Origin of the sequence: Stenotrophomonas maltophilia (assembly GCF_001274595.1) — a bacterium.
GTDB lineage: Bacteria > Pseudomonadota > Gammaproteobacteria > Xanthomonadales > Xanthomonadaceae > Stenotrophomonas > Stenotrophomonas forensis.
The window spans coordinates 2,028,407-2,046,523 of sequence record NZ_CP011010.1 but is presented as its reverse complement, the minus strand read 5'-3'; the positions used below and the strand labels follow the sequence as shown (position 1 = coordinate 2,046,523).

Annotated in this window: 18 protein-coding genes and 1 tRNA gene; 13 read left to right on the top strand and 6 right to left on the bottom strand. The window is 67.1% G+C overall.

The annotated features are described in order from the left end of the window. The first annotated feature begins 137 nt into the window (after window positions 1-137). Window positions 138-1,163 carry an acyltransferase family protein gene (locus VN11_RS09590; protein WP_053449571.1) on the top strand — a complete coding sequence of 342 codons (1,026 nt, stop codon included), beginning with the start codon at window positions 138-140 and terminating at the stop codon, window positions 1,161-1,163. A 117-nt stretch (window positions 1,164-1,280) separates the two neighbouring features. On the opposite strand, the gene VN11_RS09585 is transcribed toward VN11_RS09590, so the two are convergent. Next, window positions 1,281-1,357 (bottom strand) — tRNA-Arg (locus VN11_RS09585). A gap of 184 nt (window positions 1,358-1,541) precedes the next feature. Between VN11_RS09585 and amaB the strand changes: the two genes are divergently transcribed. The 7 genes from amaB to VN11_RS09550 all read left to right on the top strand — a co-directional run bounded on the left by amaB (window position 1,542) and on the right by VN11_RS09550 (window position 8,195). After that, window positions 1,542-3,074 carry an L-piperidine-6-carboxylate dehydrogenase gene (amaB, locus tag VN11_RS09580; RefSeq protein ID WP_049457223.1) on the top strand — a complete coding sequence of 511 codons (1,533 nt, stop codon included), beginning with the start codon at window positions 1,542-1,544 and terminating at the stop codon, window positions 3,072-3,074. Continuing rightward, window positions 3,074-3,877: an SDR family NAD(P)-dependent oxidoreductase gene (locus VN11_RS09575; protein ID WP_053449570.1), complete on the top strand. Its 804-nt coding sequence runs from the start codon at window positions 3,074-3,076 to the stop codon at window positions 3,875-3,877. The genes amaB and VN11_RS09575 overlap by 1 nt, the downstream gene beginning before the upstream one ends. A 203-nt stretch (window positions 3,878-4,080) precedes the next feature. Next, complete coding sequence (locus VN11_RS09570) at window positions 4,081-4,365, top strand: DUF4190 domain-containing protein (protein ID WP_053449569.1); 285 nt, start codon at window positions 4,081-4,083, stop codon at window positions 4,363-4,365. 5 nt (window positions 4,366-4,370) lie between these two features. Continuing rightward, on the top strand, window positions 4,371-5,141 hold the full coding sequence (locus tag VN11_RS09565) for a class I SAM-dependent methyltransferase (RefSeq protein WP_053449568.1): 771 nt from the start codon (window positions 4,371-4,373) through the stop codon (window positions 5,139-5,141). Window positions 5,142-5,149: 8 nt separating this feature from the next. Then, the gene (locus VN11_RS09560; protein WP_053449567.1) at window positions 5,150-6,205 is read left to right on the top strand and encodes a quinone-dependent dihydroorotate dehydrogenase; all 1,056 of its coding nucleotides are present in this window, start codon (window positions 5,150-5,152) and stop codon (window positions 6,203-6,205) included. A gap of 8 nt (window positions 6,206-6,213) precedes the next feature. Then, entirely contained in the window at window positions 6,214-7,275 is a 1,062-nt protein-coding gene (gene murB, locus VN11_RS09555) for a UDP-N-acetylmuramate dehydrogenase (protein ID WP_053449566.1), read from the top strand. Between the two features lie 32 nt (window positions 7,276-7,307). Beyond that, window positions 7,308-8,195 (top strand): DMT family transporter, encoded by an 888-nt coding sequence (locus VN11_RS09550; RefSeq protein ID WP_053449565.1) that lies wholly within the window; start codon window positions 7,308-7,310, stop codon window positions 8,193-8,195. Between the two features lie 76 nt (window positions 8,196-8,271). On the opposite strand, the gene VN11_RS09545 is transcribed toward VN11_RS09550, so the two are convergent. From VN11_RS09545 to VN11_RS09530, 4 genes are all read right to left on the bottom strand, one after another. Then, window positions 8,272-9,276, bottom strand: a complete 1,005-nt coding sequence (locus VN11_RS09545) for an aminoglycoside phosphotransferase family protein (RefSeq protein WP_053449564.1) — start codon at window positions 9,274-9,276, stop codon at window positions 8,272-8,274. A gap of 98 nt (window positions 9,277-9,374) precedes the next feature. Beyond that, complete coding sequence (locus tag VN11_RS09540) at window positions 9,375-10,409, bottom strand: heparan-alpha-glucosaminide N-acetyltransferase domain-containing protein (protein ID WP_053449563.1); 1,035 nt, start codon at window positions 10,407-10,409, stop codon at window positions 9,375-9,377. After that, entirely contained in the window at window positions 10,406-10,996 is a 591-nt protein-coding gene (locus VN11_RS09535; protein WP_053449562.1) for a TetR/AcrR family transcriptional regulator, read from the bottom strand. Before VN11_RS09535 ends, VN11_RS09540 begins: the two co-directional genes overlap by 4 nt. 82 nt (window positions 10,997-11,078) lie before the next feature. Continuing rightward, entirely contained in the window at window positions 11,079-11,852 is a 774-nt protein-coding gene (locus VN11_RS09530; RefSeq protein ID WP_238581887.1) for an APH(3')-II family aminoglycoside O-phosphotransferase, read from the bottom strand. Window positions 11,853-12,066: 214 nt separating this feature from the next. Here VN11_RS09530 and VN11_RS09525 point away from each other — a divergent pair, with 214 nt between their 5' ends. Both VN11_RS09525 and VN11_RS09520 read left to right on the top strand, forming a co-directional pair. Next, entirely contained in the window at window positions 12,067-12,783 is a 717-nt protein-coding gene (locus tag VN11_RS09525; RefSeq protein WP_053449561.1) for an SDR family NAD(P)-dependent oxidoreductase, read from the top strand. A 96-nt stretch (window positions 12,784-12,879) separates the two neighbouring features. Then, window positions 12,880-14,826, top strand: a complete 1,947-nt coding sequence (locus tag VN11_RS09520; protein ID WP_053449560.1) for an EAL domain-containing protein — start codon at window positions 12,880-12,882, stop codon at window positions 14,824-14,826. Here VN11_RS09520 and VN11_RS09515 read toward each other — a convergent pair. Then, window positions 14,823-15,434 (bottom strand): TetR/AcrR family transcriptional regulator, encoded by a 612-nt coding sequence (locus VN11_RS09515; RefSeq protein ID WP_053449559.1) that lies wholly within the window; start codon window positions 15,432-15,434, stop codon window positions 14,823-14,825. The two genes, VN11_RS09520 and VN11_RS09515, sit on opposite strands and share 4 nt — an antisense overlap. Window positions 15,435-15,538: 104 nt before the next feature. Here VN11_RS09515 and VN11_RS09510 point away from each other — a divergent pair, with 104 nt between their 5' ends. The 3 genes from VN11_RS09510 to VN11_RS09500 all read left to right on the top strand — a co-directional run bounded on the left by VN11_RS09510 (window position 15,539) and on the right by VN11_RS09500 (window position 18,096). Then, on the top strand, window positions 15,539-16,615 hold the full coding sequence (locus VN11_RS09510) for an MBL fold metallo-hydrolase (RefSeq protein WP_053449558.1): 1,077 nt from the start codon (window positions 15,539-15,541) through the stop codon (window positions 16,613-16,615). Window positions 16,616-16,838: 223 nt separating this feature from the next. Beyond that, window positions 16,839-17,582, top strand: a complete 744-nt coding sequence (locus VN11_RS09505; protein ID WP_053449557.1) for an SDR family oxidoreductase — start codon at window positions 16,839-16,841, stop codon at window positions 17,580-17,582. A 16-nt stretch (window positions 17,583-17,598) separates the two neighbouring features. Continuing rightward, window positions 17,599-18,096, top strand: a complete 498-nt coding sequence (locus VN11_RS09500) for a DUF1097 domain-containing protein (protein ID WP_049457237.1) — start codon at window positions 17,599-17,601, stop codon at window positions 18,094-18,096. The last annotated feature ends 21 nt before the right edge of the window (window positions 18,097-18,117 follow it).

The window sequence follows — 18,117 nt, the reverse complement described above, 5'->3', positions numbered from 1 at the left end:
AGGCTTGCATGGCTCAGTACGATCATCCTGCGGGACGCGCGTGACCGGATCGGAACCAACGGTTATCTTCCAGCCATAGGAAGGATCCGGGTGGCGGCCAGTGGCACAATAAGCTTCGATGCCATGGAGGGGAGTCCATGCGATACAACCCTGCGCTGGACGGCCTGCGAGCAATCGCTGTAGCGCTTGTGCTGGCCTTCCACGCGCGATTGTTCGGTGGATTCGGCGGCTTCTTCGGCGTGGACGTCTTCTTCGTCCTGTCCGGCTACTTGATCACGCGCATCCTTGCCGAGCAGCACGTAGAGACAGGATCGCTGCGCATTGGCACCTTCTACGTGCGCCGCCTGCGCCGGCTCTACCCAGCCCTTCTACTACTACTGGCCGTATATCTGGCCGCGGCGCCATGGGTGTTCCCGGAACATGCCAACCACCTGCGTGACGCAGCTGTTGCCGGGCTCTATCTCTCCGACTATGGCTTCGCCCTCTGGCGGGTGCCGTGGTACCTGCAGCACACCTGGAGCCTGTCCGTTGAGGAACACTTCTACCTGGTGTGGCCGATGGTGCTGATGGTGGTGTTCCGGCTGCCAAGGCACTGGTGGGCACCCGCCGTTTTCCTCCTGGCAATGGCAGCCACACTCTGGCGTTGGCACGTGGCGCTGAACGACGACGCCTGGTATCAGCCCTACTACCGGTTCGACACCCGGCTGTCAGGGATCCTGCTCGGCGCCGCAGCTGGCCTGTGGAACCCGTCCCTACCCAAGGCAGCCGCTCCAATGGGTGCGCTGCTGCTTGGGATCGCCGTGACCCAGGCTCACGTGAAGGAAATGGCGGCCCTCACATCATGGATGGCCATGGCAGAGATCGGCGCGGCATTGCTTGTCCTGGGGGCCCACCACGTGCGTGCCCTTTGCTGGACCCCACTGGTATGGGTCGGAAAGCTGTCCTATGGCATCTACCTCTGGCATTTCCCAATCATGTATTGGCTGCGCGGGCAGGACATTGCGGGCTGGAGCAGCATGCTCATCGGATCCGGCGCGGCAGCCCTCTGCGCGGCGGCCTCCTACTACACGGTCGAACGTTTCAGCCGGTCAGGCCGCGCCCACACTGCAGGAACCGCGCGGGTTGATCAGGTTGGCACGCTCGGCCGCGATACAGGCACCTGATAGCGCGCTGGCGCGCAGGTAAACGAGGTTCATTCTGGCGGCGAATGGTTCAATTCTCCGCATATGCGGGGAGCTGTGGAAAGCACATAGCGCCACAGCCTTCTAAACCATTGATTCTGGTGACCCCGGCCCGATTCGAACGGGCGACCTTCCCCTTAGGAGGGGGACGCTCTATCCAGCTGAGCTACGGGGCCATGCAGCCGGGAAGTTTACAGGCAACACACCCTGCCCTCCAAGCATTCATGTTCCAACCCGGCTGCGCTGGCGCGTTGCACCATGGCCGCATGGGCCGCTCTGCTACCATCGGCGATTCAGTTCATCGCGTCCCCCACCTGCCCGCGATGGCGCCAAACAACGTAACGAAACACAGGAGTCTGCATGTCTTCCGAGCTGCTCAAGTCCCTTGGCCTGGACGCGATCAACGCTGGCACGTACCTGGGCAACGGGGAATGGTCGAGCGCGACCAGCGGTGAGCTGATCACCCCGGTCAACCCGACCACCGGCGAGCCGATCGCGCAGGTCCGCGCCACCACCGAGGCCGAGTACGACACCGTCGTCGCCCGTGCCCAGGAAGCCTTCAAGATCTGGCGCACCACCCCGGCGCCGCGCCGCGGCGAAGCCGTGCGCCTGTGCGGCGAAGCGCTGCGCAAGCACAAGGATGCCCTCGGTTCGCTGGTGGCCCTGGAAATGGGCAAGAGCAAGCCGGAAGGCGATGGCGAAGTGCAGGAGATGATCGACATTGCCGATTTCGCCGTCGGCCAGAGTCGCATGCTGTACGGCTACACCATGCATTCCGAGCGCCCCGGCCACCGCATGTACGAGCAGTACCACCCGCTGGGCCTGGTCGGCATCATCTCGGCCTTCAACTTCCCGGTCGCGGTGTGGAGCTGGAATTCGTTCCTGGCCGCCATCTGTGGCGACGTGTGCATCTGGAAGCCGTCCAACAAGACCCCGCTGACCGCCATCGCCTCGCTGAAGATCTGCAACGACGCGCTGCGCGAGGCCGGCTTCCCGGACATCTTCTTCCTGATCAACGATGCCGGTACCGCGCTGTCGGAAAAGATGGTCGATGACCGTCGCGTGCCGCTGATCAGCTTCACCGGCTCGACCCAGGTCGGCCGCACGGTCAACGAGAAGGTCGCGCGCCGCCTTGGCCGCTGCCTGCTGGAGCTGGGCGGCAACAACGCCATCATCCTGGACGAAACCGCCGACCTGAAGCTGGCCGTGCCGGGCATCGTGTTCGGTGCGGTCGGTACCGCCGGCCAGCGCTGCACCACTACCCGCCGCCTGATCGTGCATCGCTCGATCTACGCCGACGTACTGGCCACGCTGGTGAAGGCCTACAAGCAGGTCGAAGGCAAGATCGGCGACCCGACCGACGCCGCCAACCTGATGGGCCCGCTGAACAGCGACGGCGCCGTGCAGCAGTTCCTCGATGCCATCGCCCAGGCCAAGGCCGCCGGCGGCACCATCGAAACCGGTGGCACCCGCATCGACCGCGCCGGCAACTTCGTCCTGCCGGCGATTGTCTCCGGCCTGAAGAACAGCGACGCCGTGGTCCAGCATGAGACCTTCGCGCCGATCCTGTACGTGATGCCGTACGACAGCCTCGACGAAGCCATCGACATGCAGAACGGCGTGCCGCAGGGCCTGTCGTCGTCGATCTTCACCACCAACCTGAAGACCGCCGAGAAGTTCCTGTCGGCCGCCGGCAGCGACTGCGGCATCGCCAACATCAACATCGGCACGTCCGGTGCGGAAATCGGCGGCGCCTTCGGTGGCGAGAAGGACACCGGCGGTGGCCGCGAGTCCGGCTCGGATGCGTGGAAGGTCTACATGCGCCGCCAGACCAACACCATCAACTATTCGGATTCGCTGCCGCTGGCCCAGGGCATCAAGTTCGACCTGTGATGGACAACGCCGCACCCTCGGCACCGGATCGGATCCCCGCAGGGGCTCCGATCCTTGATTACAGCGGCCGCCGCGTGCTGATCGCCGGTGGCAGCAAGGGCATCGGCCGTGAAATGGCGCTGGCGTTTGCCGGCGCCGGTGCGCAGGTTTCGGTCTGCGCCCGCGGCCAGTCCGGCCTGGACGCGCTGCGCGCCGATGCAACCGCACAGGGCGTCGCGCTGCACACGTTCGCCGCCGACCTGGCCGACACCGGTCAGATCCAGGGCTGGCTGCAGGCCGCCGCCGACGCACTCGGTGGCATCGACGTGCTGGTCAACAATGCCACCGGCTACGGCATGGCCGACGACGAGGACGGATGGGCGGCCAGCCTGCAGGTGGACCTGATGGCGGCGGTGCGGGCCTCGCGGCTGGCCTTGCCGTGGCTGCGCATGTCCGACGACGCCTGCATCCTCAATCTGTCTTCGATTGCCGCGCAGCAGCCGCGCCCCGGTGGCGCGCCCTATGCTGCGGCCAAGGCTGCGCTCTCGCACTACACCACCTCGCAGGCGTTGGCGCTGGCCAAGGACCGGATCCGGGTCAATGCCATCGCGCCCGGCTCGATCGAGTTCGACGACGGCCTGTGGGACCGCCGCCGCAGCGAAGATCCCGCGCTGTACCACGGCACCCTGGCGAAGATTCCGTTCGGCCGCTTCGGCCATCCGCGCGAGATCGCCGATGCCGCGCTGTTCCTGTGCTCGCCACTGGCACGCTGGATCACCGGCAGCGTGCTCAACGTGGATGGCGGCCAGGTGCTGATGGGCTGACACCGGCATCCCGGTAGCTGCCAACCTTGGTTGGCATGCCTTTCGTCGACCAAGGTCGACGCCTACCTGGCTGGAATGCCTTTCGTCGACCAAGGTCGACTTCTGCCGTAGCGGCCAACCTTGGTTGGCGCCCTTGGATTCACCGGGCATGGGATTGCCCGGGCATAGGCACTATCATGTGCACACTGCCAAGGAGGACCCCGATGAGCGTGGCACCCCGACAGACAAGCGCCCTGGCCGTGGTCAGCCTGGTCATGGGCATCGCCAGCTGGACCGTCCTGCCCTTCGTGGCCAGCATCGTCGCCATCGTCACCGGCCACATGGCCCGCGCCGAAATCCGCCGCCGCCCGCTTGAACTTGAAGGTGACGGCCTGGCCGTCACCGGGCTGGTGCTGGGCTGGGTGATGGTCGGCGCGGTGATCGCCGCGATCCTGGTCTTCATCCTGTTCTTCGGCGGCCTGGCCTGGCTCGCCGCTGTATCGAGCTGACCGCCATGACCGCCTCCGACAGCACTGAACGCTTCAGCAGCCGCGTCGCCGACTACGTCCGCTACCGGCCCGATTACCCGCCCGCGCTGCTGCAATGGCTGCACGGCCCGATGGGCGTCAGCCATCAGGCGCTGGTGGCCGACATCGGCGCCGGCACCGGCATCTCCAGCCGCCTGTTCCTGGCCACCGGCCATCCGGTGGTTGCCGTTGAGCCGAATGCGGCCATGCGCGGCGCCGCCGAAGCATGGCTGGCACCGCAGTATCCGCAGTTCCGTGCGGTCGACGGCCGCGCCGAAGCGACCGGCCTGGACGATGCCAGCATCGATCTGGTGAGCGTCGCGCAGGCCTTCCACTGGTTCGACACCGTGGCGGTGCGCGCCGAGTGGCAGCGCATCCTGCGCCCGGGCGGCCAGGCACTGATCTACTGGAACTCGCGCCTGCTTGACGCCAGCCCGTTCCTGGTCGGCTACGAGCAGCTGCTGCTGGACTACGGCACCGACTACAGCGCGGTGGCCGAACGCTACCAGGACGACGCCACCATGCAGGCCTGGTTCGGCACTGGGCTGCGCGGCATGGTGCAGCTGCCGAACGTGCAGTACCTGGACCTGGACGCCCTGCGCGGTCGCCTGTTGTCTTCTTCCTACGCACCGCAACCCGGTCATCCGCGCCACGCGCCGATGATCGATGCCCTGCAGGACCTGTTCGCCGCCCACGCGGTCGACGGCCAGGTCGCTTTTGAATATCAAACCCGAGCCTTCCTCGGCACGCTGGACTGAACCGACGCATGTATTCGCTTGCCCGCCCCTTCCTGTTCTCGCTCGACGCCGAGCGCGCCCACGGCCTCGGCCTGTCCGCACTGGACCTGGCCTATCGCATCGGCACCACGCCGCTGCTGGCCGCCCGCATCGCGCCGATGCCGAGCACCGTGTTCGGGCTGACCTTCCCCAATCCGGTTGGCCTGGCCGCCGGCCTGGACAAGAACGGCGAGCACATCGATGCGCTGTTCGCACTCGGCTTCGGCTTCGTCGAGATCGGCACCATCACCCCGCGCCCGCAGGCCGGCAATCCACAGCCGCGCCTGTTCCGCCTGCCGGAACACAACGCGATCATCAACCGCATGGGCTTCAACAATGCGGGCGTGGATGCGCTGGTGCGCAACGTCGAGCGCGCGCGCAACCGCCGTGGCCTGCTCGGCATCAACATCGGCAAGAACAAGGACACCCCCAACGAACAGGCCGTGGATGACTACATCGCCTGCCTGGACAAGGTGTACCCGTTGGCGGACTACATCACCGTCAACATCTCCTCGCCCAACACCGCCGGCCTGCGTGAACTGCAGGAGGAAACCGCGCTGCGCCAGCTGGTCAGCCAGCTGCGCGACCGCCAGGAGGCACTGGCCGCACAGCACGGCCGCCGCGTGCCGATGCTGGTGAAGGTGGCGCCGGACCTGAGCGAGCGTGACATCGATGCCGCTGCGCGCGTGCTGGGCGAACTGAAGGTGGACGGCGTGATCGCCACCAACACCACCGTCGACCACAGCAAGGTGGCCGGCGACCCGTTGGCCAACGAAGCCGGCGGCCTGTCCGGCGCACCGGTGCTGGAGCAGTCCACGCTGGTGCTGCGCCGCCTGCGCGCGCGCCTGCCCGAGTCGGTACCGCTGGTCGGTGTCGGCGGCATCCTGTCCGGCGCCGATGCAGTGGCCAAGATGGCCGCCGGTGCCGCGCTGGTGCAGTGCTACAGCGGCCTGATCTTCCGCGGCCCGGCGCTGGTCTCCGAGTGCGTGGAGGCGATCCGTCGCCGCCGCGAAGCGCCCAGCCGTGGCGCGGTGGCGCCGCTGTGAGCGCGCCCATGGACACCACCGACGGCGCCGCACCGCTGCGCTGGACGCTCACCCGCAATGCGCCGCTGCAGGCGCTGAACACCTTCCACGTGCAGGCCAGCGCCGCACAGCTGCTGGAACTGCACGATCCCGCACTGCTACCGGACGTGCTGGCGCTGCCCGAGGTAGCCAACGGCCCGCTGCTGGTGCTGGGCAGCGGCAGCAACGTGCTGATCGCCGAAGACCTGCCCGGCACCGTGCTGGTGTTCGGCAACCGTGACATCAGTTTCCTTGAACACCGCGCCGACCACGCGGTGATCCGCGCCGGTGCCGGCGTGCCCTGGCACGGCCTGGTCATGTGGTCACTGCAGGAAGGCCTGTCCGGGCTGGAGAACCTGGCGCTGATTCCAGGCACCGCTGGTGCCGCGCCGATCCAGAACATCGGCGCCTATGGCGCGCAGGTCGGAGAATTCATCCAGGCCGTCGAAGCCTGGGACTGCCATGACCAGGCCTGGGTGCGGCTGGACAACGAGCAGTGTGGTTTCGCTTACCGCGACAGCGTCTTCAAGCAGCAGATGGACCGCTACCTGATCACCTCCATCGAGCTGAAGCTGCCGCTGCTGCATGACCTGCGCATGGACTACGCCGGCATCCGCGAGGAACTGCAGGCGCAGGGCGTGGAACTGCCCGGCGCGGTGGACGTGGCCAATGCAGTGATCGCGATCCGCCGCCGCAAGCTGCCCGACCCCGACGTGCTCGGCAACGCTGGCAGCTTCTTCAAGAACCCGGTGTTGCCGCTGGAACAGGTCGACGTACTGCTGCAGCATTTCCCGGATCTGCCGGTGTTCCCGTCCGACCAGGAAGGCAAGCGCAAGGTCTCGGCCGCCTGGATGATCGAATCCTGTGGCTGGAAGGGTTTCCGCGAGGGCGATGCCGGGGTGGCACCGAGCCATGCGCTGGTACTGGTCAACCACGGCAACGCCACTGGCGCTGAACTGCTGGCATTGGCACGCCGCATCTCGGCCTCGGTGCTGGAGAAATTCGGCGTGCCGATCGAACCGGAGCCCCGCCTGCTCGGCGCACAGTGGTGAACACCCCCACCCTCTCCCCAGGCGCCACCCCGATGCGGGCGGCGCTGCTGATGCTCGGCAGCACGATGGCGTTCGGCCTGATGGCGGTGGCGATCCGCTATGCCACCCGCTACGTGCCGACCCAGGAAGTGGCCTTCTTCCGCAACGCCTTCGGCCTGCTCGCACTGTTGCCGATGCTGCTGCGCCCGGGCCACGCGCCGCTGAAAACCCAGCAGTTGCCGCGTTATTTCCTGCGCAGCGCGATCGGCCTGGGCTCGATGCTGTGCGCCTTCTGGGCGCTGGGCCATCTGCCGCTGGCGCAGGCGGTCTCCCTGTCCTACTCCACCCCGCTGTTCGTCACGATTGCGGCGGTACTGTGGTTGGGCGAAACCGTGCGCGTGCGTCGCTGGGCAGCGGTGGTGGTCGGCTTCATCGGCGTGCTGGTGATCGTGCGACCGGGTACCGCTGGCTTCACCGCCGGCAGCCTGGTAGCGGTGGCCGCCGCCCTGCTCAGTTCGCTGGTGGCGATCCAGATCAAGCAGCTCACCCGCGTCGACAGCGCCGACACCGTGGTGCTCTACACCTACGTGTTCTGGGTGCCGCTGTCGCTGGTCCCGGCCCTGTTCGTCTGGGTCTGGCCGACCGGCACCGCCTGGCTGTGGCTGCTGGCCACCGGCGTGCTGGGCACCATCGGCCAGCTGTTGTGGACACGCGCGTTGCGCCTGGGCGAAGTCTCGGCACTGACCCCGATCAGCTTCCTGCAACTTCCGCTGGTGACGCTGTTCGGCTGGCTGCTGTTCAACGAAAGCGTGGACCGCTGGACCATCACCGGTGCCGGCATCATCCTTGCCGCCAACGCCTACATCGCCCATCGCGAAGCCGTGCTGTCACGCCGCGCCGCCAGTGCCGCCGCCTCCGCCGCAGCCAAACCGGCCGAGTAGGTCCCCCTGTAGAGTCGAGCCATGCTCGACTCATCGCGCGCAGCGCGAAGCCTCATCAATGACGGGTGACGTGCGTTTACAGCGCCCGATACGCCCGCTCCGCCGCATCGAACACATTGCCCGGAGCAAACTGCTCCCCCAGGTAATGCAGCGACTGCCGGCGCAGCTGCGGCGAACGCTCCTCGCCATCACTGCCCAGCAGGACCTGCTGGAACTCGATCAGGTCCTGCAGGATGCGCCAGTGCCGGTACCACGCGATCCAGCGCGGATCGCCCAGGTCGTTGCCATAGCCTGCTGCGAAATCCAGCGGATTCTCGCGACCCCAACGCCCACCCACGGCGCCACCGATGAACATCAGGTCGCGCTCGCGTGGCGCCAGCGACAGGCCATCCCAATCGATCAGATGCAGGCCGCCATCGTTCCCCATCAGTAGATTGCCGGCATGCAGGTCGGTGTGGCACAGGTGCAGATCGACCGGCGCATCCTTCAATGCAGCGTGCAGCTCCAGCGCGCTCGCATGCAGCGCCGCGATGCGCGCATGCTGCTGATCCCAGACCGAAGCGAATGCGCGGCCCAGCCCATCCTGCGCTACCGCCAGCCCTTCACCCACCAGCCACTGTCCCACCGTTTCCAGTGCGGCGGTTTCCAGCCGCACGATGGGCAACGCCTGCTGCAGCTCCGCTGGCAGCTGCGCCGCGTGCAGGCGTCGCAGCACGTCGCCCAACCGCTTCCACTGCGTGCGGCTCAGCGCCGCCTCGAAGCCGGACTGCCCTTCGATGTAGGGGAACAAGGTGAACTGCAACCCCCAGCGCTGCACCGACGCACCTCCCGTCAACGCTGGCCAGGGCGCGACGATCTCCTCGATCCCCAGCGTGCCGCGCAGCCAGTGCAGGCTGTCCCAGACTGCAGGATCGACCTGGTAGGTGCGGCACTTCAACCACCATTGCCCGCGCCGCGCATCGACGCGATACACGCTGGCGCTGGCATCGGCGCCCACCGGGCGCGGCACCACTGCGTTCGCCGTGATGGCATAGGACTGCTGCAGGACTTCGCCGAGATGCTGCGCCGAAGCGAATGACATGGATGCAAACGGAAAGTATTACCTGTCGCTACTATCGCAGATGCGTTCGCTACGACACAGACATGTCCGTCACAACATCGTGCGTCACGACCCAAGGGCTAGCCCGCGATGCGCCGCATCGCCATTTCCAGAGGGCCGCGCGCGAACTGCCATGACCACAGCCACGCCGCCCCGGTCGCCAGCAGCAGGAATAGCAGCGCCCACAGCAGCACCGAGGCGAGCGAGGCACGGCCATCCAGCAGGCCCAGGCTTTCCAGCGTGCCCATGCCCAGCAGGATATGCCCGACGTACAGGGTCAGGGTCATTCGCCCGGCCGTGGTGAACGGTGCCAACCACTCACCCGGGCGTAGGCGCGCCAGCCACAGGCAGGCCGCGATGACACTGCAGGCCGCTCCCGCACCCGTCAGCACATAGGCCGGTCCCGGCGGCATCGGCTGCGTTCCCAGCCACGGCTGCCAGGGCGTTCCCTGCGCCAGCTGCTGCACGCCATGCCCGGCCCCGATCAGCAGCAGGCCCAGCACCAGCAGTGCGCGCTGCACCCGAGGCTGCGACAACGGCAGGCGCGCCAACAGCATGCCCAGCAGGAAGAAGCACAGCCACGGCAGCAACGGATGGAAGCCGTTGAACAACAGGTTGCGCGCCATGCCGGGCCACTGCCACAGGCCGGCATACTCCAGCGTCTGCCAGTTCCAGCCTTCGCTGTAGTCCCACTGCAGCAGCGCCCAGAACGAACCGGCGGCCAGGCCGACGATGCTGGCCAGCAACAGCCGTGGCGACGCACGCAGCCACAGCACCGACAGTGCGAAGTACACCGCGTAGTAGTGCAGGATATCGGCTGGGAACAGTGTCAGATTGAGCAGCCCCAGCACCAGCAGGAACAGTGCGCGTCGCCAGGTCTGCACGCTGGCCGACCACCATCCCTGCCGCTGCGTGGCCAGCACCAGGCCCAGCCCGGCCAGCGTAACGAAAGTGGCCGAGGCCTTGCCTTCCAGCAGGTGGAAGAAGCCTGCCAACCCACCCGTACCCTCTGCGGGCACGGCCATCGCCAGGCGGAAGTTGACCAGCACCATGCCGGCCAGCGCGAGGTAGCGTGCCAGATCCAGGCCGTGCAGGCGCCGGTCATCGGCGCTCATGCACGTGATCCCAGCAGCCGTGCCAGCAGTTCGAGGTCCAGCGCAGCTTCCTCCACGCTGCCGGCTTCACCCAGGCCCTGGCGCAGCGCATCGCTTTCGATGGCATCCAGCAACACCTGCGCCTGCAATGCCGGGGCCAGCGCAGGGCGCCGCCGCTCGCGCCGCGCAATGCCCTGCAGCGCATCGCCCAACACCTGTTGAAGCTGCCTGCGGTTGGCCGCGAAGGCCTCGGCGACGGCAGGGTTGCGTGCGCTCTCGGCCAGCACCTCGACCGCGAGCGTTGCCCACTCCGGTTGCCGGCACAACGCGTGGAAGTCCTGCAGGAATGCCAGCACCTGCGCGCGCTCGCCGTCGGCCGCCGCCAGCCGCTGCAGCATCGGAGCCAGTTCCTCGCTTTCGGCCACGGCCACCGCAAGGATGATCGCCTCCTTGCCCGGGAAGTGGTTGTAGAGATTGCCCAGGCTGACACCGGCCGCCTGCGCGATGTCGCGCATGCTGGTCTGGTGGAACCCCTTGGCGAGGAAGCACTGCAGGGCCGCCTGCAGGATCAGGGTCACGCGCTGCTCATTGCGGTCGATTCGGCTCATGGCGCAAATAGTGAACGAACGTTCGTCCATTTCATAGTGCGCGCGAAGCCACCGGCAGGCCGGCGTTCAGCCCCCGCTCGCTTCAGAAGAACTCGTCGAGCAACCGATAGAACGCCAGACGCCGCTCATCGGCGATCACGCCGTAACGCTGGAACAGCGGTGCCACCCAGCGCGTGTTACCAAAATTGTGCACGAGGCTGCGCGCGGCCAATGCCAGGTCCTGGTAGCGGTCGGCCACGCCCAAGCGTCCGCAATCGATGAAACCGCTGAAGCGGTCGTCGGCCACCATCAGGTTGGGCAGGCAGGCATCGCCATGGCAGACCACCCGGTCTTCATACGCCGGCCGGCTCGCGCAAAGCTCGACAAAGACCTGTTGCGCGCTCTGGCCCAGGCGTTCGTCGTCGAAGTCGTCGGCGTCGACCACACCGGCTTCGACGCGTGCCTGCGCGGCATGGAGGCGCGATGCCAACCGCTGGTCGAACGGACAAGTCGCCACGGGCAAGGCATGCAGTCCACGCAATGCGTCGGCCAACACCGCCACCACCTGTTGCGGTGGCAGATCCACTGACGTGGCCAGGTCGCGGCCCGGCAGCGCACTCATCAGCAACCAACGCCGACCCGCCTCTTCGGCAGTGGCCATCACCGTCGGTGCGGGCTGGCCCTGTGCCTGCAACCAGCGCAGGCGCGCGATCTCATCACCCAGTTCGCTGAAGGCATCGATCACTTCCGATTTCAGGAACGCATCGGCCTGCCCGGGCCGATGCACGCGGGCAACATCCGCGCGTGAGACACCTATCGACTGCCGCTCAAAACGCGCGCCGGCCAGGTCCTGCTGCCACGCCTGCGGCAGCGGCATCTCGGCAGGAGTGGATCCGGTTTCGTCCATGCGCATGCGCAGGTCCAGCGTCGGTCGGTGACGATGGCGATTGTCGCGCACTTCCGGCAGCTGCGTCGCCGCGCTGAACCAGGCCCATACGCCAACGCGTGGTTCGATGGACGAATCACTGCTAGCCGTCCACAGTGGCCGGCGCCGCGACGGTCGCTGCAACTCCCGCATACAAGGAAGCAACATGAAGTTGATGGTCATCGGCGCCAGCAGGGGCCTCGGTCGGGCATTCGTCGAAGGCCTGTGCGGCCCGGGCGACACCGTCGTCGGCGTCTCGCGCGGTCGCCCACGCGACCTCGCCTGTCCCGAAGGCGTCGAGCTGCAATGGATCGAAGCGGACCTGTCGCGGCCAACCGACGCTGCCGACCACATCGCAGCACAGGCACCGGCCGATATCGATGTGCTGATCCACAACCTGGGCATCTGGGAAGACAAGGCCTTCAGCGACGAGTACGCCTTTCTCGATGAAAGCGATGCCGCGCTCGCGCAGCTGGTCGACGTCAACATCACCGCCACCCTGATGCTGCTGCAGCGCCTGTTGCCCCGTGTATTGAATGCAGCACGGCCACAGCTGGTGCTGACCGGTTCGACCTCGGCACTGCCGCGCAGCGGCCGCCCGGAAGTGGCCTTCGGCGCTTCGAAGTTCGCGCTCAACGGCATCGCCGATGCGCTGCGCGAAGGCTTCCGCGAGCGTCGCCTGGCGGTCACCAGCCTGCAGCTGGGCTATCTCAATACCGACGATGCACTGTCGGTACCGGTGGCTGACGCCGCAGCGCGCGGCGAAGGCGGGCTGGTGCCCGTGCACGACGTGGTGACCATGGTGCGTGCACTGCTGCAGCTGTCACCCTCAGGCTTCGTGCGCGAGCTGGTGCTACCGGCCATCGCCGACCCGCGCTACTGACTACGGCGGCCAGCGCAGGGAGGCGTCGGTGGCCGCGCGCGCGGCCGTGGTTTACCCTGCTCCTCACTGGCCGTCGGTCACAGGCGGGAACCTGCTATGGATGCGCTTTCACGGGTTACGGCCCAGGTCCTGGACAGTGCCCTGCCCAGCCTGCCGCTGTACCTGCTGCAGGCCACCGCCGTCATCGGCATGATCGGCGTGCTGCTGATCGCCACCCGCCGCGCCGGCCATGCCATCGAAGGGCGCCGCCTGTATGTGGGCGTGGCGCTGGGCCTGATCTACCTGTTCAACTCCTGGTTCGTGGCCCGCTATACCCAGGGCGTGGTCAAGCTCCACCTCGGCTTCGACATCCTGCTGGTCAGCGGCCTGCTCGGTGGCTGGCGCGGTGGGCTGGCCTGCCTGGCCGCCAGCCTGCTGGCCCGCTACCAGTTCTCCGGCACCCAGTTCTTCCTGCCCGCGGCCCTTGAATCCCTGCTGCAGATGCTGGCCGGCATCTGGCTGCGCAGGCGCCTGCACCCGCGCATGCTCAACGAACTCTCGCTGCCCATGATCCTGCAGGCCTGGGGCGTGCGCATCGGCGTGACCGCGCTGGGCCTGGCCCTCGGCGTGGCGATCATCGGCGCCGATCAGCTGCCGGTAACAGAACTGGCGATCCAGCGCCTGCTGGCACTGCCCGTGTCGCTGTTGATGCTGGGCGCCGTATTCGCACTGGTCTACAACGATGCGCAGATCGATGCCCAGCGCCAGCGCGAGCAGGCCTGGCTGCGCATCGACCCGATCAGCGGCCTGCCCAACATGCGCGCGCTCGGCGAACGCCTGCAGCACTATTGGCGCGACAACGACGGCATCGGTCATGCCTGCCTGATCGTCGCCGAGATGGGCAACCTGCGTGACCTGCGGCTGCGTTATGGGCCGCTGCAGGATAACGGACTGTGGCGGCGCGACAGCGGCGACGATGTGCACCGCCTGCTGCCATCACTGCCTGCGGACAGGCTGGAGATCTACCAGTTCGGTGATGCCGCGCTGGCGATCCTGGTCCAGGGCCTGTCGTTGCCGGAACTGCGCACGCAGCCCCGCATCACCGAACTGGCGTCCGGGCTGGCCGAGCGCATCAGCGAGGAGTGGCCAGGCTTCCGGCCGCTGGTCCGCTGCGCGGTGGTCGAACTGAAGCCGCCCGGAGACGCCGACGACGGGCACCTGCCCTTCCGCGCGATCACCCTGGCGTTGAGCGCGATCGAGTCGGGCGTCGTGTTCTTCGACGATCCGGTCCAGCGTGACAGCGAGATCGACGTGCTGATCGAAGGTGCACTGGAACGCTGGCTCCGCCACGGCGACGCGCCGTTGTGCTACCAGCCCAAGCATCGCCTGCAGGACCGGCGCCTGGTCGGTGCCGAAGCGTTGTTGCGCATGCGCGACGGCGAGGGCCGGATGATCACGCCGATGCGGGTGATCTCGCTGCTGCGCCGGCAGGGCCGCCTGGCCGACCTGGAATGGGCCACGCTGCAGTCGGCCATCCACTTCCTGCAGCAGTGCCGGGGTGAGGGCCTGCAGCTGACCGTGGCGGTCAATGTCTCCGCCGAGTCGCTGCGCCTGCCCGGTTTCGGCCTGCGCCTGCAGGAACTGCTGCAGCTGCATGATGTGCCCGGGACGATGCTGCGCCTGGAAATCGTCGAGTGGACCGAGATCGTCGAGCGCGATGTGGTCGATGCCAACATCGCGCAATTGCTGGCGGCCGGGGTGACCCTGTCACTGGACGATTTCGGTGCGGGCTACTCGACCCTGATTTTGCTCTCGCAGCTGGCCATCGCCGAGGTCAAGATCGAGCAGGCGTTGATCGCCACGCTGTCCGATGCCAAGTCACAGTCGATCGTGCGCTTCATCGTCGAAGTCGCGCATCGCTGCGGCGCGATCGTGGTGGCCGAAGGCACCGAGACCCTGGCGCAGGAACAGCAACTGCGCGCACTGGGCGTGGATGTCGGCCAGGGCTATCTGTATTCGGCAGCGCTACCGGCGGACGAATTCCGTCGTTTCGCCGCCAGCTAGATCGCGTAGTAGCCCAGGAACATCGCCACCGCCGACTCGGCCACGCGCGCGCGCTCCTCGGCGTTCAACGGTGCCTGCCCCATCGTTACCTGCGGCCAGAACGCAAAGCTCTTCACCAGGCCGTGCAGCTGGTGCCCGGCAAATTCCGGATCGACCGCACGCAGGCGCCCATCGGCAATCGCCGCACGGATCCACGCACTCTCGCCGCTTTCCTTCTCGCCCATGCGGCACACGATCGCCTGCGCGCGTTCCGGTGAGTGGATGATCTCGGCCATCGCCACCCGCGCCAGATCGATGAAGTTGGCGTCGCTGAGCAGCTCCAGCTTCTGCCCCACCAGCTGCAGCAGCTGTGCCGGCAGCGGCTGGTCGGCGCGGTACGGCAGGGTGTCGCTGGCCACGCTGCGCTCCCACAGCTCCTCCAGGATCATCGAGAACAACGCTTCCTTGCTGGGGAAGTGGTTGTAGACGGTGCGTTTGGAGACCCCGGCCGCTTCGGCGATGCGGTCCATGCTGGTGGCCTCGTACCCCGATGCACGGAACTCCTCCACCGCCGCGCGCACGATGGCGTCGCGTTTGCGGTCGGTCAGGCGTTGCGGGGCACGTGGCATGGCAGGGACCAGTCAGCTGAACGGATGCGCACATTTTACACCGGACAGTGTACTTTTGAAAAACACGAAACTACACTGTGCAGTGTACCCAGCGGACGTCACCCATGAAGCGCCTGCTCCTTGTCCTTTTGCTTGGAATCCTCGCCGTGACCGCCTACACCTTCTGCAAGTCCTGGTCCCTCCCCGACTTCCCCGATTCACCGCAGTACCGCGACGGCAAGTTCCGCAACGCCCTGCCGCGGCCGGCAATGGGCCTGCGCGACGGCGCGGAGATCTGGTGGACGTTCCTGTTCAACAAGCCCAAGGGCACGGTGCCGGCGCACCCCATTCCGGTGCTGCCGCTGGACTGCGCCCGCCTCGACGCCGCGCCCGACCGCAGCCTGTTCCGGCTGGGTCACTCGACGATCCTGCTGAAGCTGCGCGGCCAGTACTGGCTGACCGACCCGGTGTTCTCCGAACGCGCCTCCCCGGTGCAGTGGATGGGCCCGGCGCGCTTCCACGCCCCCCCGATCAGCATCGACGAACTGCCGCCGATCGCCGGCGTGATCCTCTCGCACAACCACTACGACCATCTCGACCACGCCGCGGTGATGCAGCTGGCCGGCAAGACCGCGCGTTTCATTGCGCCGCTGGGGGTGGGCGACCAGCTCATCGCCTGGGGCGTGGATCCCACCAAGGTGGAACAGCTGGACTGGTGGCAGTCGACCGAAGCCAGCGGCCTGCGCCTGACCGCCACCCCGGGCCAGCACTTTTCCGGCCGTGGGCTGGGCGACAGCGATCGCAGCCTGTGGGCGTCGTGGGTGATCCAGGATGGTGACTTCCGCATCTTCTTCAGTGGCGACACCGGCTACTTCGATGGCTTCAAGGCCATCGGCGAGAAGTACGGCCCGTTCGACCTCACCATGATCGAAACCGGCGCGTATGACCCGCGCTGGGCGTTCGTGCACATGCAACCGGAGCAGACCCTGCAGGCGCACCTGGACCTGCGCGGCAAGTGGCTGCTGCCCATCCACAACGGAACCTTCGACCTGGCCCTGCATGCCTGGCAGCAACCGTTCGAGCGCATCACCGCCCTGGCGAAGGCAAACAGCGTGCCGGTCGCCACGCCGATGATGGGCGAAGCGCTGGACATGCAGGCGCCGAACGCCGGCACGCGCTGGTGGGAGCAGGTGCAGTTGTAGCCAGCGATCGCGCCCTGCCTGGAACCCTCTGCCGCACCCGCCTCGCGCGGGTGTTGCAGCAGGCACAGCCGCCCCTGGCGGCCCGGACGGGGACCTGCAGCGGGTCGGCGACCTGATTGTTCGGCTGCCCGGATGATATTGCCGGATCAAGGGGGATTATCCGCCCCGCAATCACGTCCAGGATGACCGTGCGCCATGTGGGTGCGCCTTCCTGGATCTGAACATGAACATCGCTTCCTCAACCCCCGTTGCCCTTGTCACCGGCGGCTCGCGCGGCATCGGTGCCGCCATCTCCCGCCGCCTGGCCGCCGATGGCTTTGCGGTGGCCATCAACTACGCTGGCCGCCACCAAGAAGCCGAAGCACTGGCCACCGAGTTGATGGCCAAGGGGGGCCAGGCCATCGCGCTTCAGGCCGATGTCGCCAACCCGCAGTCCGTGCAGTCCCTGTTCGATGCGATCGAGGCACGCTTCGGCGGTGTCGATGTGGTCGTGAACAGTGCCGGGGTACTGGAACTCGCTTCGCTGGCCGAGAGCGAAGACACCCTGTTCGACCGCCTCATCGCCATCAACCTGAAGGGCGCATTCAATGTGCTGCGCGAGAGCGCACGACGGGTTCGCGATGGCGGCCGCATCGTCACCCTGTCCACCAGCGTGGTCGGATTCAAGCTCGAGCGTTATGGCGTCTATGCCGCAAGCAAGGCGGCGGTGGAAACCATGAGCGCGATCCTCAGCAAGGAACTGCGCGGCCGCGGCATCACCGTGAACGCCGTCGCACCGGGCCCGACCGCCACGAGCCTGTTCCTGGAAGGCAAGTCAGCCGAACTGATCGACCGGCTTGCAAAGATGAGCCCGCTTGAACGCCTCGGCACCCCGGATGACATCGCCGCGGCTGTGGCCTTCCTGGCCGGTGCCGACGGCGGGTGGATCAACGGTCAGGTTCTGCGTGCCAACGGCGGCGCGGTCTGAACCAAGGAGAGACGCCATGAATCCGATCCCTGTTTCCCGCAGTGCCTACGCCCTCGTCACCGTGACCGCGGCGCTCACCGCGGCCTTCGCCGCAGCCGGAGCGCTGCATGCCGGCTGGCCGGTGTGGACGATGTTCATCGGTTGGATTGCCTTTTTCACGCGACTGCAGGGCACGCGCTCCACGATCGAAAACCTGGCCTGCGTCTGGTTCGGGCTGGGCATCGGCGCATTGGCAACACTTGCAGTGGGCCTGCTCTCTCCCTCACTGGGTCCCTCGCTGGCCGTGCCCGTCGTTGTACTGGTCGTAGCGCTGTGCGTGGTCGCCCTGCGTGGCCTGCCGGTATTGAACAACCTGCTGGGGTACTTCCTCGGACTGGTCAGCTGGTTCGCGGCCCACCTTGAGCCCTCGCTGGCCCATCTCTCCGAACTGGCCGCGGCCAGCGCCCTCGGTTCACTGGCCGCCTGGACCGCGCACACCGTGCCGCAGCGCCTGTTGGCCCGCGCCCGGCCATGACCCTTTCTTCTTCCGGAGCTC

Excerpts from the sequence above, each read along its gene's own strand:
- VN11_RS09590 (WP_053449571.1), top strand. The coding sequence starts at position 138 with ATGCGATACAACCCTGCGCTGGACGGCCTGCGAGCAATCGCTGTAGCG.
- amaB (WP_049457223.1), top strand. The coding sequence starts at position 1,542 with ATGTCTTCCGAGCTGCTCAAGTCCCTTGGCCTGGACGCGATCAACGCT.
- VN11_RS09575 (WP_053449570.1), top strand. The coding sequence starts at position 3,074 with ATGGACAACGCCGCACCCTCGGCACCGGATCGGATCCCCGCAGGGGCT.
- VN11_RS09570 (WP_053449569.1), top strand. The coding sequence starts at position 4,081 with ATGAGCGTGGCACCCCGACAGACAAGCGCCCTGGCCGTGGTCAGCCTG.
- VN11_RS09565 (WP_053449568.1), top strand. The coding sequence starts at position 4,371 with ATGACCGCCTCCGACAGCACTGAACGCTTCAGCAGCCGCGTCGCCGAC.
- VN11_RS09560 (WP_053449567.1), top strand. The coding sequence starts at position 5,150 with ATGTATTCGCTTGCCCGCCCCTTCCTGTTCTCGCTCGACGCCGAGCGC.
- murB (WP_053449566.1), top strand. The coding sequence starts at position 6,214 with ATGGACACCACCGACGGCGCCGCACCGCTGCGCTGGACGCTCACCCGC.
- VN11_RS09550 (WP_053449565.1), top strand. The coding sequence starts at position 7,308 with ATGCGGGCGGCGCTGCTGATGCTCGGCAGCACGATGGCGTTCGGCCTG.
- VN11_RS09545 (WP_053449564.1), bottom strand. The coding sequence starts at position 9,276 with ATGTCATTCGCTTCGGCGCAGCATCTCGGCGAAGTCCTGCAGCAGTCC.
- VN11_RS09540 (WP_053449563.1), bottom strand. The coding sequence starts at position 10,409 with ATGAGCGCCGATGACCGGCGCCTGCACGGCCTGGATCTGGCACGCTAC.
- VN11_RS09535 (WP_053449562.1), bottom strand. The coding sequence starts at position 10,996 with ATGAGCCGAATCGACCGCAATGAGCAGCGCGTGACCCTGATCCTGCAG.
- VN11_RS09530 (WP_238581887.1), bottom strand. The coding sequence starts at position 11,852 with ATGCCGCTGCCGCAGGCGTGGCAGCAGGACCTGGCCGGCGCGCGTTTT.
- VN11_RS09525 (WP_053449561.1), top strand. The coding sequence starts at position 12,067 with ATGAAGTTGATGGTCATCGGCGCCAGCAGGGGCCTCGGTCGGGCATTC.
- VN11_RS09520 (WP_053449560.1), top strand. The coding sequence starts at position 12,880 with ATGGATGCGCTTTCACGGGTTACGGCCCAGGTCCTGGACAGTGCCCTG.
- VN11_RS09515 (WP_053449559.1), bottom strand. The coding sequence starts at position 15,434 with ATGCCACGTGCCCCGCAACGCCTGACCGACCGCAAACGCGACGCCATC.
- VN11_RS09510 (WP_053449558.1), top strand. The coding sequence starts at position 15,539 with ATGAAGCGCCTGCTCCTTGTCCTTTTGCTTGGAATCCTCGCCGTGACC.
- VN11_RS09505 (WP_053449557.1), top strand. The coding sequence starts at position 16,839 with ATGAACATCGCTTCCTCAACCCCCGTTGCCCTTGTCACCGGCGGCTCG.
- VN11_RS09500 (WP_049457237.1), top strand. The coding sequence starts at position 17,599 with ATGAATCCGATCCCTGTTTCCCGCAGTGCCTACGCCCTCGTCACCGTG.